The sequence below is a fragment of the Pseudomonas putida W15Oct28 genome (assembly GCF_000708715.2).
Taxonomy (GTDB): Bacteria; Pseudomonadota; Gammaproteobacteria; order Pseudomonadales; family Pseudomonadaceae; genus Aquipseudomonas; species Aquipseudomonas putida_R.
The window spans coordinates 35,947-53,679 of record NZ_JENB01000032.1 but is presented as its reverse complement, the minus strand read 5'-3'; the positions used below and the strand labels follow the sequence as shown (position 1 = coordinate 53,679).

Sequence of the window (17,733 nt, the reverse complement as noted above, 5' to 3'; positions counted from 1 at the left end):
GGCTTTTTTTTATCTCTTCCCAGCCGGAGTGAAAAAGGCCGGCGAACCGGCCTCTTCACTTGCCCACCCTCAACGCGAAGTAAGCTCAGCCTCCAGGTCATCCAGGAACTCAGGGCTACGAGCAATCCACTCATGGCTGACCGCAAGCATCTGTGTGCTCATGCTGCCAGCCTGGGTCAACAGTGCATCGAAACGCTGCTGCAGCCCAGGCCCTGGCACAAATGTCAGCGAAGACCACCAGCAGCAAGGCTGTGCGCAAAGCGGCAAGATCCGGGCATTTTCCTGAAGCTCCAGCACTTGACGGAAGACATCGAAACCAATGGCCATCTCCGCAGCGCGCTTCTGCACGTCATACAATTGCTTGAAGCGCTCGGACGGTACACCTTGGGAGCTGGCCAACTGCTCAAGCACATGATCGACACGGTCGACACCAGGCCCAGCCGCTTGAGCCGCCTCCCAGCGTGCCAGCAACTCCTCGTCATCAAGTGTCGGGAAGAAGCCTTTGATCACAGCGGCCAATTCGGCGAACTCGCTGTCGGCCGGGGCCGCAGCCTGGCTGCTATCGCTTTGCTGGTAGAGATCGGCAAACCCGGTCGGCAACGCACTGTCCACCAGGCCCAGCCACTGGACTCGCTCGCCACGTGCCTCGAGCCGGTTGGTGATTGCCATGGCGATCAACCCACCGGATGACCATCCCATCAAGTGATAAGGGCCCTGCGGTTGCTCGGCCAGAATCTCGTCCATGAACCCATCGACCATCTGATCCCAGGACGCATAGCGGAACCCGGCCTCCACGATAGAGCGGTGCAGCAAGCCAATGACTTCGTAACGACCGGACAGCCTGTGAGCCAACGGGTAGTAGGCGAACACCACGCCTCCCGCCGGAGGCAGGCAGAACAGCTTGGGCAAGCCTACGCCAGCACCGCCCATGGGCACACGGGCCGAGGCCAGCCCCGGCCGGCGTTCACGCAACAAGTGCGCTTGCTGGTTGATGGTCGGGTGGGTCATGAACTCATGAACCGACAAGCCCGGCTCGACCTTGGCGCGGATCTGCTCCAACAGGCCTAGCATCAGGATCGAGTGGCCGCCCAAGGCGAAGAAGTCGTCATCGATACCCACTCGGTCAAGCCCCAGGGCTTGCTCCCACAACTGCACCAGCTCGCCTTCCATCACAGTGCGTGGAGCCCGGTAACTCTGGCTTTCGGTCGCTTCCGGCTTGGGCAGCGCCTTGCGCTCCAGCTTGCCGTTCGGGCTCAGTGGCATCGCTTCCAGCAGCACCCACTGCGCCGGCACCATGTAGTCCGGCAGGCCGGCTTTCAGGTGCGCCTTCAGGCCTTCACGCAGGTCGTCGCCAGGCGTGACCGGCACCACGTAACCGATCAGTTGCTTGCCCAACGGGCCGTCCACGTCGATCACCACCGACTCGCGGACACCCGGGTATTCCTGGGTGCGCGCGTCGATCTCGCCCAGCTCGATCCGCAGGCCACGAATCTTCACCTGATGGTCCAGGCGGCCGGCGTACTCGATGGCGCCATCGGCGCGGTAGCGGGCCAGGTCGCCGGTGCGGTACAGGCGTTCGCCATGGCCGAACGGGTCCGGTACGAAGCGTTCGGCGGTCAGCGCCGGGCGCCCCTGATAACCCCGGGCCAGGCCGACGCCGCCCAAGTACAGCTCGCTGTTCACACCCACCGGCACCGGGTTCAGGCCCTGGCCGAGGATGTGCGTCTTGAGGTTGTCGATCGGCAGGCCGATCGGCACGCTGCGGTCACTTGCCGTGCAGGTCCAGTGGGTGACGTCGATCGCCGCCTCGGTCGGGCCGTACAGGTTGTACAGGCCGGCCTGTGGCAGGCGCGCCAGCACGCTCTGCGCCAGCTCATGGGGCAAGGCCTCGCCACTGCACACGATACGGCGCAAGCCGCTGCAGGTGTCCGCCTCGGCGCTGGCCATGAAGGCCTGGAGCATCGACGGCACGAAGTGCAGCGTGGTGACCTTGAACTGCTGGATGGTCTGCACCAGCAGCTGCGGATCGCGGTGGGCGCCCGGTTGCGCGACGGCCAGCCGTGCACCAGTCAGCAGCGGCCAGAAGAATTCCCACACCGACACGTCGAAGCTGAACGGGGTCTTCTGCAGCACCGTATCGCTGGCGTCCAGGCCGTAGGCCTTCTGCATCCAGTGCAGGCGGTTGACCAGGGCGCGGTGGCTGTTGCCGGCGCCTTTCGGGCGGCCGGTGGAGCCGGAGGTGTAGATCACGTAGGCCAGGTTCGAAGGCACGGTCAGGTTGACCGGATTGTCTTGCGGGTAGCCTTGGCCGGCCGATTCGAGCAGCAGGCATTCGACGCTGCCCGGTACCGGCAACTGCTCGCGCAGATGGCCTTGGGTCAGCAGCAGCGAGATGCCCGAGTCTTCGATCATGTAGGCCAGGCGGTCACGCGGGTATTCCGGGTCCAGCGGCACATAGGCGCCGCCGGCCTTGAGGATGCCCAGCAGGCCCACGACCATTTCCACGCTGCGCTCGGCAGCAATGCCGACGACCACGTCCGGGCCGACGCCCAGGGCGCGCAGTTGATGAGCCAGCTGGTTGGCGCGGGCGTTCAAGGCAGCATAGGTCAACGACTGTTCGCCAAAGACCAGGGCCGCGCCATCTGGGGTGCGAGCAACCTGAGCCTCGATCAACGACTGGATGCACTGCTCGGCCGGGAACGGGACTGCGGTATCGTTCCACTGCTCGAGCAACAGCTTCTGCTCAACTGGCTCCAGCATCGGCAGTTCGATCACTCGCTGCCCGGCATCGGCCACCATCGCTACCAGCAGATTGCGCCAGTGACGAGCCATGCGGGCGATGGTTGCCTCATCGAACAGCGCCGTGGCGTAGCTGAAGCCGGCATGAATACCCTGCTCGCCATCGAACGTGTTCAGACTCAGGTCGAACTTGGCCGGCTCGACGCCCCACTCCACGCCTTCCACACGCAGGCCCGGCAATTCGCGGACATCACCACGCACTTCGGTCTGATGGTTGAATAATGCCTGGAACAGCGGTGAAATCCCGAGGTTGCGCGCCGGAGAAAGCGCCTCGACCAATTGCTCGAACGGCAAGTCCTGATGGGCCTGAGCCTCGATGGCGGTACGCTTGACCTGGGTCAGCAGGCCGCTGACGGTGGAGGCCAGCAGCAGCTGCGCCAGGGTCACGCCCTGCTCGCGGGCCAGCGCTTTGAGCGAACGGCTCAGGCCAGCATCCAGCGCAACTGGCCAGGCCGCACCGCGAGTGTCCTGCACACTTGGCCGTGGACGGTGGATGGCAAGCGGCGGGAGTTCGGCCCCCTGGTAGAGCTGCACCAGTTCATCCACCAGCACAGGCATAGACTGGCCGTCGGCAACAATGTGGTGCAGCGTCACCACCAGCACATGATCGTCCTCGGCCAGTTGCAGCAGCCGCACACGCAGCAGCGGCCCCTGCTCCAGGTCGAAAGCGCGACTTGCTTCGTGCTCGATCCATGACCGCACCTCAGCTACAGGCCCTTGCTCAACAAGGATTTCAACCGGAGCCTCGGCACGGATGCGCTGTAGCGTCTGCGCTGCGTTCTGACGGAACGTTGTGCGCAAAGGCTCGTGGCGCGCCACCAGTTTATCGAAACTGGCCTGCAGGGCAGGCAGGTCCAACGCGCCTCTCAAGCGCAGTGCTGCAGGAATGTTGTATGCCGCCGTCTGCGGCTCCAGCTGCCACAGGAACCACTGACGTTGCTGAGCATAGGACAACACCAGCTCACCCTCACGCGTCACCGGCAGCAACGCTGGCGCAGTGTCCGTATGACCTTCAGCCACTTTGTGGGTGAAACCTGCCAGATCACTGGCCTCGAAAAGCGCCCGCAACGGCACCTGCAACCCCAGGTTCTGACGCACCCGGGCAACCACTTGGGTGGCCAGCAGTGAGTGTCCACCCAAGGCAAAGAAGTCGTCTTCCAGGCCAACCTGCTCGACCTTCAGCACCTGCGACCAGATCGCCGCCAATTGCCGCTCCAATTCGGTCACCGGCGCCACATAACCCCGCACCTCAGCCTCCGGCACCGGCAACGCCTTGCGGTCCAGCTTGCCGTTGGGGTTGAGGGGCATGGCCTCGAGCAGCATCCAGCAAGTCGGAATCATGTAATCCGGGAGGCGCCCCTTGAGCGCTTGCTTCAGTTCGGCACGCAGATCGGCGCCCACCTGCTGCGGCACCACGTAGGCCACCAGCACATCGTCCACCGCCAGCACCACGGTTTCCTTGACCCCGGCGCACGCCTTGACCTGGGCCTCGATCTCGCCCAGTTCGATGCGCAGCCCACGGATCTTCACCTGATGGTCACGGCGCCCGGCGTACTCCAGTACGCCCGAAGCGGTGTAGCGCGCCAGGTCGCCGGTGCGGTAGCAACGGCCACCGTCGGCGAATTCATCCGGCACGAAGCGTTCCGCGGTCAGCGCCGGCTGATGCCAGTAGCCCTGACCGACGCAGCCGCCAGCGATGTGGATCTCGCCCAGCGCCCCCGGTGCGACCCATTGGCCCTCGCCGTCCAGCAACTGGATGCTGGCACCCGGGATCGGCAGACCGGTGGCCATGCTCGGGCTCGCCAGCACCTGCTCGGCCTTAAGCACGTGCTCGATCACCACGTCAGTGCATTCGGTGGGGCCGTAGCTGTTGTGCAGCTTCGCCCGGTTACCCGGATGACGCAGCCAGGCTGCCATCTCCTGGCTCTTGACCGGCTCGCCGCCCAGCAGCACGTGGCGCAGAGAATCCAGGCGGCCATCCAGCGGTTCCAGCAGTGGCAGGAAGGCGCTCGGCGCGCAATTGAGCACGGTAATGCCCTGCTCGCCGATCAGGGTGCGGAAGGTTTGCGGGTCGTAGCCCGGGGCTGGCAGGTGCAGTTCGCCGCCCATGCACAGCACGGCGTAGAGGTTCTTTTGGGTCAAGTCAAAGCTGTACGAGCTGACCAGCATCACCTTGTCGGCTTCGGACATCTGGCAGGTCGCAGCAAACCACTGCAGCAGGTTGACGAAGCTGTCGTGGCGCACGGCAGCGCCTTTAGGGCGGCCCGTGGAGCCGGAGGTGTAGATCACGTAGGCGAGGCTAGACGGCATCACCCGGTTGGTAGGCACCTCGACCGGGTAGCCTTCTCCAGCTGACTCCAGCAGCAAGCATTCGACCTGTTTCGGCACCGGCAACTGCTCGCGCAGGTGGGCCTGAGTCAGAAGCAGGGAAATGCGCGAGTCTTCGATCATGTAGGCCAGGCGGTCGCGGGGATACTCCGGGTCCAGCGGCACGTAGGCACCACCGGCCTTGAGAATGCCCAACAGGCCCACGACCATCTCGACGCTGCGTTCGGCAGCAATGCCCACCAGTACATCGGGGCCCACGCCCGAAACTTCCAAGCGATGGGCCAGTTGGTTGGCGCGGCGGTCAAGTTCAGCGTAAGTCAGTACCTGATCGGCGAACACCAGCGCCGTCGCGTTTGGCGTGGCCGCTGCCCGGGTGGCGATCAGTTGGTGCACGCAACGCTCGCGGGGGAACGTTTCGCCTTCGCGCTGCCAGCTCGCGGCCAGGTCCTGCTGCTCCCGGGTATCAAGCATTGCCAGTTGGGCTACGCGCTGCCCGGCATCGGCGACCATCGCCACCAGCAGGTTGCGCCAGTGCCTGGCCATGCGCGCAATGGTCGCCTCATCGAACAGCGCCGTGGCGTAAGTGAACCCGGCATGAATACCTTGTTCTCCATCAAAGGTGCTCAGCGTGAGGTCGAATTTGGCGTTCACACCGTCCCATTCAACAGGTTCCAGCCGCAGGTCTGGCAGTTCACGAACATCACCACGCACTTCCGTCTGGTGGTTGAACATGACCTGGAACAACGGTGAATGACTCAGGCTGCGCTCCGGCTGCAGCGCTTCGACCAGCTGTTCAAAAGGCAGGTCCTGATGCGCCTGGGCCTCAAGGGCGGTGCGCTTGGTTTGCTGCAGCAGGCCAGCGACGGTCAACTCGCCAACGAACTGCGCCTTGAAAACCAAGGTGTTGATGAAGAAACCGATCAGGCTCTCGGTTTCGATCCGGGTACGGTTCGCAATCGGCACACCTACACGGATGTCGCGCTGCCCCGAATAGCGCTGCAGCAACGCCTGGAACGAGGCCAGCAACAGCTGGAAGATTGTCACGCCCTGCTGCTGGGCCAACACCTTGAGCCGCTGACTCAAATCACCGCCCAGGTCGATGGGTACTCCGGCACCTTGAGTGTCCTGCACCGCTGGGCGAGGGTAGTCCAACGGCAGTTCCAGGACAGGCTGTTCGCCAGCCAGCTGCTGCTGCCAGTACGCAAGTTGCCGCTGCTGCTCACCGGCGTCCATCCATTGCCGCTGCCAAACGGCAAAGTCTGCGTACTGGATTGCAAGTGCGGGCAGCTCGACCCCTTGGTAGAGTTTGACCAGTTCTTCTACCAGCACCGGCATCGACTGGCCGTCGGAGACGATATGGTGCAGCGTCAACACCAGTACATGATCGTCCTCTGCCAGGTGCAGCAAACGAACGCGCAGCAGCGGACCCTGCTCCAGGTCGAACGGCAGAGCTGCTTCGGCTTCGACCCACTGGCGCACATCTGCTTCAGTCCCGGTATCGATTACAAGATCCCACGGCACAGGCGGGTGAATCACCTGTACAGCCTGCTCACCGTCCTGACGGAAGGTGGTGCGTAGCGACTCATGCCGCTCAACCAGCCTCGAAAGCGCCATGCCCAAGGCATCCAAATCAAGTGCACCCTTCAGTCGTAAAGCCGAAGGGATGTTATAGGCAGGGCTTGAGGGTTCGAGCTGCCAGAGGAACCACTGGCGTTGCTGAGCATAGGACAGCGCCAACGGCCCGGTCCGTTCGACCTTGACCAGTGCGGGTAGAGCATCCGATTCAGCCAAGCTCACCCGGGCAACAAACCCAGCCAGATCACTGGCTTCGAACAAGGCTTTCAGCGGCACCTCGATGTCGAGCTCCCGCCGTACCCGGGATATCACCTGGACTGCCAGCAGCGAATGGCCCCCCAGTTCGAAGAAATCATCGTTCAGGCCCACGGCCTCGACCCTGAGCACCTGTGCCCAGATAGCCGCCAACTGACACTCCAGCTCGCTGACCGGCGCGACGTGCTCACGGTGTGCACTGCCAGTATCCGGCGCAGGCAGCGCCTTGCGATCGAGCTTGCCATTGGGGCTCATCGGCATCGCGTCCATCAGCATCCAGAAACTGGGCACCATGTAATCCGGCAGGCTCTCCTTGAGTGCGCTGCGCAAGGCAGCACGAGGGTCCTCTCCGGGTACGGCCGGTACGACGTAAGCCACCAGTTGCTTGCCCAGAGGCCCATCCACTGCCAGCACCAAAACCTCACGAACCCCTTTCAGGGCCTGGATCTGGGCTTCGATCTCACCCAGCTCGATACGGAAGCCCCGGACCTTCACCTGATGGTCGATGCGCCCGGCATAGGTCAACTCGCCTGCGCGCCCATGGCGTGCCAGATCGCCTGTGCGGTACAACCGGCCACCATCGCCTGCGAAGGGGTCAGGGATGAACCGTTCGGCAGTCAGGGCGGCTCGCTGGAAGTAGCCCCGCGCAAGCAGATCGCCGCCGATCATCAATTCACCACGAGCGCCGGGAAGGGTCATCTGGCCTTCGTCGTCGAGGATATAAATGGTCCTGCCGGCAAGGGTTTCGCCAATAGGCACCATGGTTGCAGGCACCACAGCGCCTTCGACCAGCGGTTGGCAATTGAATTGTGTGGCGGTGACCGTCGCTTCGGTCGGCCCATAGGTATTGAGCAACCGCACATGACCTAGGCCCGCGCGCCGCCAGGCATCGGCCCCCTCGGGCGGCATGGCCTCGCCACCGATGTGCAGCTGGCGCAGCCTACCGTACGGGCGGGGGCCCACAGCAGCAAAATCGTTGACCAGCATGAACCAGTAGGCCGTAGTCAGGTCGACGAAGCTGATGTCCAGCTCGATGAGCTGGCGGTAGAAGGTTTCACTGTCCCAGATGCTCGGGCCGCGAATGACCACCGACGCACCGACCGTGAGTGCGGGATACAGTTGCTCGACAAAACCGTCGAAGTTCAGCGTGGAGAACTGCAGTACCCGATCGCTTTCGACCAGGCCGGCGAACCCTGCAAAAACCTGGGCATGTGTCGCCAGGGATTGTCGATCGATCGCAACCCCTTTGGGCCGCCCGGTGGATCCCGAGGTGTACATCACGTAAGCCAGACTGGTGCCACAACCAACATCCTCCGGATCATCCTCCGGCTGCCCTGCCCCGGCATCTTCCAGGTACAGGCATTTCAATCCCTCGGGTAAGACCAGACGATGTTCGAGGTGAGCCTGGGCAAGCATTAGCCGGATACCCGAATCCTCAATCATGTAACCCAGCCGGTCTGCCGGATAGTCTGGATCGAGTGGTACGTAAGCACCCCCGGCCTTCAGCACGCCGAGCAACCCTACCACCATCGCCAGGCTGCGCTCGGCCGCCAGCCCCACCAGCACATCGGGGCCCACACCCACGGCTCGAAGCCGATGCGCCAGGCGATTGGCCTGGCGGTTGAGTTCGGCATAAGTCAGCTGCGCACCCTCGCAGATCAGCGCAACTGCATCGGGCTGTCGTGCAGCCTGGCGTTCGATGCGAGCCTGCACAGGCTCATGTTCCAGTGCGATGCGATCACGTTGATCCAGACGGCGGAGAATCTGGCCCTGCTCCTCCTCGCCCATGATCGGCAACTCGGCGACTCTGGCACGGGGCGCCTGCGCCATGGCGGTCAACAGATTGCGCCAATGCCTCAGAAACCGCTCTGCCGTGACGGCATCGAACAAGGCAGTGGCATAACTTAGGCAAGCGGTCAGACGATCGCCCTGCTCGAAGGTATCCAGACTGAGGTCGAACTGAGCAGCCTGCCCCTCGGACTCGACGTTATCCACACGAAGCCCCGGCAGTTCCCGACCTTGCCCCAGCATGGCCGCCTGATGGTTGAACATCACCTGGAACAGTGGCGTGTGGCTCATGCTGCGCTCCGGCTGAAGCGCTTCGACCAATTGCTCGAATGGCAGGTCCTGATGAGCCTGGGCTTCGAGCACGGACTTTTTCACCTCAGCGAGCAAGCCGGCAACACTCGACTCCCCCGTGAATGTGGACTTTAGAACTTGGGTGTTGACAAAAAAACCGATCAATCGCTCGGTTTCGACACGGCTGCGGTTGGCGGTGGGCACCCCAACGCGGATATCGGACTGGCCGCTGTAGCGGTGCAACAACGCCTGGAACGAGGCCAGCAGCAGCATGAACATCGTCACACCGCTCCCTCGAGCCAGCATTCGAAGCTGCCCGGTTACCTCGCTGTCGAGCTCAAGCACCTGGCGTGCCCCGGCAAAGTTCTGGACTGCAGGCCGAGGTCTATCCAGCGGCAGTTCCAGTACTGGCTGTTCACCCCCCAGGGTCTGCTGCCAGTAGGCCAGTTGCCGCTCCTGCTCGCCGGCCTCCATCCAGTTACGCTGCCAGATCGCATAATCGGCGTACTGAATTGCCATGTTCGGCAACGCCGGTATAGCCCCTTGGCTGAAGGCCTCATAGGCCTGGACCAGCTCCTCGACCATGATCGCCATCGACCAGCCATCGGACACGATATGGTGCTGTACCAGCACCAGCACATGATCATCCTCGGCCAGGCGAAGCACATTGGCCTGGAGCAAATCGCCCTTGGCCAGATCGAAGCGATGGCCCAGCTTGCTGCCAATCATGGCCTGAAGTGAAGACGCTTGAATCAACTCCGTGGCCAACCTGAAATCGACCTGGGCTGAAACCTGCTGCTCGACACCTGCCGCGGTCTCCACGAAGCGGGTCCGTAGAATTTCATGCCGCCCGATCACGGTGCGGAAGGCTTGCTCCAATGCGCTCAGGTCCAGCTGCCCAGTCAACCGCAACACGGTCGAGAGATTATAGGCTGTACTCTGCGGCTCCAGTTGCCACAGAAACCACAACCGCTGCTGTGCATACGACAGCGTCGTGGTTTCGTCAGGCTTGCGGGGCAGCACGGGCGTCACCCCGTACAGGTTTATGCCCTTGCGCTTGAGCAAGGCCGCCAAGGCCTGGCGTTCTTTTGGAGAGAGAGTCCGGACCGAGTCGAGCAGCGCTTGCACTTAATATCCCCTATGAAGTCAGTTCGTCGATTTCCTCCTTCGATAGACGTTTCAAGGCCTCCAGAGATTTAGTCAGCTCATCCTGAAGGTCATCACCCTGCCCTGCAGTCACCGCCAGGCGGTCGGCGAAATCACCGAAACGCGAGCATTCGAACAGCTCGCCCATGGCGATTTCCTGACCGAGCTGGCTGCGAACCCGGACAATGACCTGCATCACCAGCAGGGAATGCCCGCCCAGCTCGAAGAAGTCATCGTTCAGGCCCACCCGCTCGACCTTGAGCACCTCGGCCCAGATCGCGGCCAGTTGCTGCTCCAGCTCGGTTTCAGGCGCTACGTAGACATGCTGCCCAGCCTCTGGCTTGGGCAGTCACTGCGCCGGCACCATGTAGTCCGGCAGGCCGGCTTTCAGGTGCGCCTTCAGGCCTTCACGCAGGTCGTCGCCAGGCGTGACCGGCACCACGTAACCAATCAGTTGCTTGCCCAGCGGGCCGTCCACGTCGATCACCACCGACTCGCGCACACCCGGGTATTCCTGGGTGCGCGCATCGATCTCGCCCAGCTCGATGCGCAGCCCGCGAATCTTCACCTGATGGTCCAGGCGGCCGGCGTACTTGATGGCGCCATCGGCGCGGTAGCGGGCCAGGTCGCCGGTGCGGTACAGGCGTTCGCCATGGCCGAACGGGTCCGGTACGAAGCGTTCGGCGGTCAGCGCCGGGCGCCCCTGATAACCCCGGGCCAGGCCGACGCCGCCCAGGTACAGCTCGCTGTTCACCCCCACCGGCACCGGGTTCAGGCCCTGGCCGAGGATGTGCGTCTTGAGGTTGTCGATCGGCAGGCCGATCGGCACGCTGCGGTCGCTTGCCGTGCAGGTCCAGTGGGTGACGTCGATGGCCGCTTCGGTCGGGCCGTACAGGTTGTACAGCCCGGCCTGTGGCAGGCGCGCCAGCACGCTCTGCGCCAGCTCATGGGGCAAGGCCTCACCACTGCACACGATCCGGCGCAGGCCGCTGCAGGTGTCCGCCTCGGCGCTGGCCATGAAGGCCTGGAGCATCGACGGCACGAAGTGCAGCGTGCTGACCTTGAACTGCTGGATGGTCTGCACCAGCAGCTGCGGGTCGCGGTGGGCGCCCGGCTGAGCGACAGCCAGGCGCGCACCGGTCAGCAGCGGCCAGAAGAACTCCCACACCGACACGTCGAAGCTGAACGGGGTCTTCTGCAGCACGCAGGTTGACCGGATTGTCTTGCGGGTAGCCTTGGCCGGCCGATTCGAGCAGCAGGCATTCGACGCTGCCCGGTACCGGCAACTGCTCGCGCAGATGGCTTTGGGTCAGCAGCAGCGAGATGCCCGAGTCTTCGATCATGTAGGCCAGGCGGTCACGCGGGTATTCCGGGTCCAGCGGCACGTAGGCGCCGCCAGCTTTCAAAATGCCCAACAAGCCCACGACCATTTCCACGCTGCGCTCGGCGGCGATGCCGACTACCACGTCCGGGCCGACGCCCAAGGCCCGCAGTTGATGAGCCAGCTGGTTGGCGCGAGCGTTCAAGGCAGCATAGGTCAACGACTGTTCGCCAAAGACCAGGGCCGCGCCGTCCGGCTTGCGAACAACCTGAGCCTCGATCAACGACTGGATGCACTGCTCGGCCGGGAACTGGGCAGCGGTGTCGTTCCACTGCATCAACAGCCGTTGCCGCTCGGCTTCGGACACCAGGGCCAGCTCACCGAGCGGCCGTTGCGCCTGCTCGACCATGCCCTGCAGCACACGCTCCAGGCAGGCCGATAACAGTTGTACCCGGGCACTGTCGAAATACTGCTCATCAAACGCATAGCGAATACCCATGACCTGCCCGACGCCTACCACCAGCGTCAGCGGGTAGTTGGTCTGTTCCTGGTTTTCCAGCGCACCGAAGCGCAGGCCACCCGGTGCACCCTGGGCAAGCGCTTCAGCCAGCGGATAGTTCTCGAACACCAGCAGCGAATCGAACAGCGCCTCGCCGGCATGGCCGGCCCAGCGCTGGATATCGGCCAGCGGGCTGTGCTCGTGCTCGCGCAGGGCCAGGTTCTGGTCCTGCACGGCACGCAACCATTCCCCGACACGGGTCTGCGGCGACGGCGCGGCGACCACCGGTAATGTGTTGATGAACAGGCCCAGTTGCTCTTCGATGCCTGGCAAACCCATCGGCCGGCCAGCAACGGTGGCACCAAAGGCCACGCAGTCTTCACCAGTGAAGGCCTGGAGCAGCAGCAACCAGGCGGACTGCACCAGGGTGTTGAGGGTTACGCGCTCTTGCCGTGCAAAACCCTCGAGCCGCGCCGTAACCTCGGCGTCGAACACCTGATGGTGCTCGCCATGGGTGCTCGCCTGCTTGCCAGCGCTCGCTGCGCCAAGCCGGGTCGGCTCGGCCAATGGCGCCATCTGCGCTTTCCAGAACGCCTCGTCGGCAGCGACATCCTGCTGACCGAGCCACTGGATGTAGTCGCGGTAACGGGCCGTCGGCGCGCCCACGGCAAGACCGGCGTAGCGCTGCAGCACTTCGGCCTGCAGGCGGGTGCTGCTCCAGCCATCCATCAGCAAGTGGTGGCTGGTGTAGACCATGTGCCAGGTGTCATCGGTGATGCGGATCAGGGTCAAACGCATCAGCGGCCCGCAGGCCATGTCGAAGCCGGCTCGGCGATCTTCACGGGCCCATTGGTCAAGTGTGCCGGCCTGGTCCGGCTGGGCACGCCAGTCGAGCTCGAACAGCGGGACTTTCAGCTCACGGCGAATCACCTGCACCGGGTGCGGTTCGGTGGACACGAAGCTTGAGCGCAGCACATCGTGGGCATCGACGGTGGCCTGCCAGGCCGCGCGCAAGCGCTCCACGTCCAGGCCCGACACGTCCACGCGCATCTGGTTCAAGTAGGCCTCGCCGTCCTGGCCCAGTAGCGTATGGAACAACATGCCATGCTGCATCGGCGACAGCGGGTAGACATCCTCGATGGCCGCCGCCGGCACGGTCAGCCGGTCCAGTTGTGCCTGGGACAGGCCCGCCAACGGGACGTCCGACGGCGTGATCGCGCTGCCAACGCCGCTGGCGCAATGCTCGATGATCGCCTCCAGCGCCTGCTGGTAATGCGCCGCCAGGGCCTGCACCGCGCGAGCATCGAACAGCGCCGGGCTGAAGCTCCAGCTCAGGCTCAGTTCGCCGTTGTAGACCTGGCCATCGATGCTCACCACCGGCGCGGCCGGGCTGGCCGGGCAGCGCGCGGCACCGCTGGCCTCTGCGGCCGGGGCGAACAGGCTGCCCTGCTGGCGATCGAAGCTGCCGTCGAACTGGCCCAGGTAGTTGAACACCAGCCGCGGCTGCGGCCGGGTGCGCAGTGCCGCCTGGATGGCCGGATCAGCCAGATAGCGCAGCACGCCGTAGCCCACGCCCCGCTCAGGCGTTGCCCGCAGTTGCTCCTTGACGGCCTTCAGGGTGGCGTCGAGGGTTTCGCCGGCGCTCAGGCGCACAGGGAACAGGCTGGTGAACCAGCCCAGGGTGCGGGTGAGGTCGAGCCCGTCGAACAGGTCCTCGCGACCATGGCCTTCGAGCATCACCGACACTGCACTTTCACCGCTGAAGCGGCGCACGGCTTCGGCCAGGGCGGCCAGCAGCAGGTCGTTGACCTGGGTGCGATAGGCCGCAGGCGCTGCCTTGAGCAGGCGTTGGGTCTGTTGGCTGCTCAGGCGCGTGACCAGAGGTTCGCCGACGGTCACGACATCGCCCTTGGCCAACAACGCCGACAAGCCATCGTCCAGCGCCTGTTCCCAATGCTCACGCTGGGCCAGCAATGCCGGAGCGGCCGCATAGCCTTGCAGGCGCTCGGCCCATTCCTTGATTGCGGTGGTCCGCGGTGCCAGCGGCTGTTGCTGGTACGCGGCCTGCAAATCTTCCAGCAGTACCCGCCAGGACACGCCATCAACCACCAGGTGGTGGACGATCAGCAGCAGCCGTTGGGCGCTGGCCTGGTCTTCGAACAGCACCGCCCGCAGCAATTCACCACGGCTCAGGTCCAGGCTGCGCTGGGCCTCGTCGGCCAAGGCAGGCAGTTCGTCGAAACTGCCGACCTTGCGGCGCCACAGGCGATTGGCGGGCGCAGCGCGGCTGAACTCAGCGCGCCATTGTCCCGCCTGTTCGCTGAACGCCAGGTTCAAGGCATCGTGTTGCTCAACCACCGCGTCCAGGGCGCGGACCAGCGCCGCGTCGTCCAGCACCTGGTACGGCGTGAGCAGGATCGACTGGTTCCAGTGATGGCGGGCCACCACCTCGGTGTCGAAGAAGCGCGCCTGCGCCGGCACCAGGGGCACCTGGCCCTGACGCACACTCACCACCGGGGCTTGCGCCGCAGGCTTGGCCGCGATGGGCTTGGCCAGCTGGGCCAGGCGCACCACGGTCTGGGCTTCGAACAGTTGCTTGGGGGTGATCTTCCAACCCTGGCGCTTGGCCCGGGCGATGATCTGCAGGCTCAGGATGGAGTCGCCGCCAAGCTCGAAGAAGTTGTCTTCGGCACCGACCCGTTCGACCTTGAGCACCTCGCCCCAGATACGCGCCAGGGTTTCCTCGGCCTCGCCGGACGGCGCCACGAAGTCAGCCTGCTGGGCACCTGGCATCGGCAAGGCGCGTTTGTCCAGTTTGCCGTTGCCGGTAACCGGCAGGCGTTCAAGCAGCACGATCTGCGCCGGTACCAGGGCTTCAGGGAGCCGTTTCAGCAGGTCATCCTTGAGCGCCTGGGCGGTGCGGCCCGGCGCCACGCACCAGGCCAGCAGTTGCAGGCGGCCCGGGTCATTGTCCATCGGCAGCGCCTGGACCACAGCGTCCTCCACGCCCTCCAGCGCGCGCAGTGCCTGGGCCAACTCACCCAGCTCGACGCGGTAGCCGCGGATCTTCACCTGGTCGTCGTTGCGCCCCAGAAACACGATGCGCTCGCGATCCAGCCGGGCACGGTCGCCACTGCGGTAGCAGCGTGCGCCGTCGGCTGCCGGCACGAAGCGCTCGGCGGTCAACGCCGCATGGCCCAGATAACCTTGGGCAACGCCCGGGCCGCCGAGGTACAGCTCACCGGCCACCCCCTCGGCAACCGGTTGCAGCCAGGCGTCGAGAATCCGCACCTGCGCGTTGGGCAACGGCGCGCCCAGCGGCACACTGTCGTAGCCGGGCAGGACCTCAGTCAGCGGATGAGCCAGTACGCCAACAGTGGTCTCGGTCGGGCCGTAGTGGTTGAGCAGTCGACAGGCCGGCTTGAGGCTGCGGATACGCTCGGCCAGCGCCCAGTCGCAACGCTCGCCACCCAGCACCAGCAGGCGCGCCGGCAATACGTCGGCCGGATTGGCAGCCTGAAGCAGGCCTTGCAGATGGCTCGGCACCAGCTTGAGCACATCGATGCGGTACTCGCTCATGTAGTCAGCGAAGCGGTCCGGGTCGAAGGCATGGGCCTGGGGCACCAGGTGCAGCAACGCGCCGCTGGCCAGCGCGCCGAACAACTGGGTGTGGCCCAGGTCCGCCGCCGGGGTGGACACCAGCGCCATGCTCACGCCCGGCGCACCTTGCAGGTGCACCTGCACGCCCTGGACATAGTCGGCCAGCGCGCCATGGCTGATCACCACGCCCTTGGGCTGGCCAGTGGAACCGGAGGTGTAGATCACGTAGGCGGGTTGCGCCGGGTGCAGTTGCACACTCGGTGCATCGGCCGCGCAATGGGCCCAGGTGGCGCTGTCATAGGCCAGGGCATTGTCCAGCGACGCATCGCCAATCACCCGCACCGCACGGCTGTCCCGGGCCAGCTGGCGCAGGCGCTGGGCCGGCTGGGCCGGGTCCAGCGGCAGGCAGGCGGCACCGCACTTGAGGATCGCCAGCCAGGTTACCGCCCACTCGATGGAGCGCTCCAGGCACAGACCGACCACGTTGCCCGGCAGCACACCCAGCTCGCCCAGGTAATGCGCCAGGCGGTTGGACTCGGTGTCCAATTGCGCGTAGCCGAGTACCTGCTCGCCTTGCTGCAACGCCGGGCCCACACCGCCCGCCGCCAGGCCCTGGCGCCACAGCGCAAGCATGTCTGCGCAGGGGAAGGCCATCGGCGATTCAGGTGCAGCCGATGCAGGTGTCACGGGCTGCGCCAGCAATGCCTGCTCAGGCGCGCGCACCATGGCCCTCAGCACCTCGCCAAAGGCCTGGTTCAGACGCTCGATGGTGGGGGCTTCGAACAGGTCACGGGCATAGGTGAAGTAACCCTCGATCCCGCTTTCGGTTTCCGTGAAGTCCAACGCCAGATCGAAGCGCGCTTCGTCCGCGAGCGCACCATGGCCAGACACTTCCAGGCCATGCAGGCGTTGGGCCGGCCCTTCGGCCGTGGCATCGGCGCCGACGTTCTGGTTGAGCTTGAACTGGAACAACGGATTGACCGCCAGCGACCGCTCTGGGGCAAGCGCTTCGACCAGTTGCTCGAAGGGCAAGTCCTGATGGGACTGGGCACCGGCCACCGTCTGCTTGACCTGCTCGAGCAGTTGCCTGAACGACTGGCGCTCGTCGATCCCCAAGCGGATCACCTGGGTGTTGATGAAGAAGCCCACCAACCCTTCGACTTCCTTGCGGTTGCGCCCGGCGTTGGGCGTGCCGATGCGGATGTCGTCCTGGCCGCTGAAGCGCGACAGCGTGATCCCGGCCGCCGCCAGCACCAGCATGAACAGGGTATAGCCGCCGTGGCGGGCCAGTTGCTTGAGCCCGCTGGCCAGTTGCGGATCAACCGCCAGATGCACTTGGCCGCCGCGATGGCTTGGCTGGGCCGGACGCGGATGATCGGCCGGCAAGGCCAGCAAAGGCTGCTCATCGCCGAGTTGGGCTTTCCAGTAGGCCAGTTGCCGCTCGCCCTCGCCCGCTTCCAGCCAGGCACGTTGCCAGAGCGCGTAGTCGGCGTACTGGATCGGCAAGGCTGGCAAGTTGGCCGGACGCGCGTCGAGCGCAGCGGCATAGCCCTCGGCGAACTCACGCACCATGACCTCGGCCGACCAGCCGTCAGAGATGATGTGGTGCATGCACAGGGTCAGAACGTGGTCGTCCTCGGCCAGGCGCCACAGGCGAATGCGCAGCAGGGGGCCAGTGAGCAGGTCGAAAGGCTCGTCGAATTCAGCGCGAATACGGCAGTCCAGCTCAGTTGCGTCGACCTCGACGACCGTGAACGGCAATACGGGCTCAGCTTCGATCACTTGATGGAACACGCCTTCATCGCCAGCGAAATGGGTACGCAGCACCTCATGGCGCGCGAGCATTGCGCTGAACGATGCGCGAACCGCAGCCTCATTCAACGCCCCGCGCAGGCGTACCGCACGGGGCACGTTGTACGCCGCGCTCTGCGGCGCCAGTTGCCACAGGAACAGCAGACGCTGCTGGGCGTACGACAGCGGGATGCGTTCCATGCCTTCCGAGGCCGGTACGATCGGCAGCAAGCGGAAGCTCTGGCCGCTGGCGGCGAGCTTGTCGAGGATCTGCCGGCGCTGGTCGACGGGCAAGGTGACGAAGCGCTTGGCGATTCGTTGCGCGGTGGTCATATCCATG

At 64.7% G+C, this 17,733-nt stretch carries 1 protein-coding gene and 1 pseudogene; both read right to left on the bottom strand.

Annotation, left to right across the window (positions count from 1 at the left end):
• Positions 1–69 precede the first annotated feature (69 nt).
• Positions 70–10,164 carry a non-ribosomal peptide synthetase gene (locus AK81_RS30495; RefSeq protein ID WP_081042119.1) on the bottom strand — a complete coding sequence of 3,365 codons (10,095 nt, stop codon included), beginning with the start codon at positions 10,162–10,164 and terminating at the stop codon, positions 70–72.
• A 10-nt stretch (positions 10,165–10,174) separates the two neighbouring features.
• Positions 10,175–17,732, bottom strand: a pseudogene (locus tag AK81_RS20290) (amino acid adenylation domain-containing protein).
• Position 17,733: the final 1 nt, after the last annotated feature.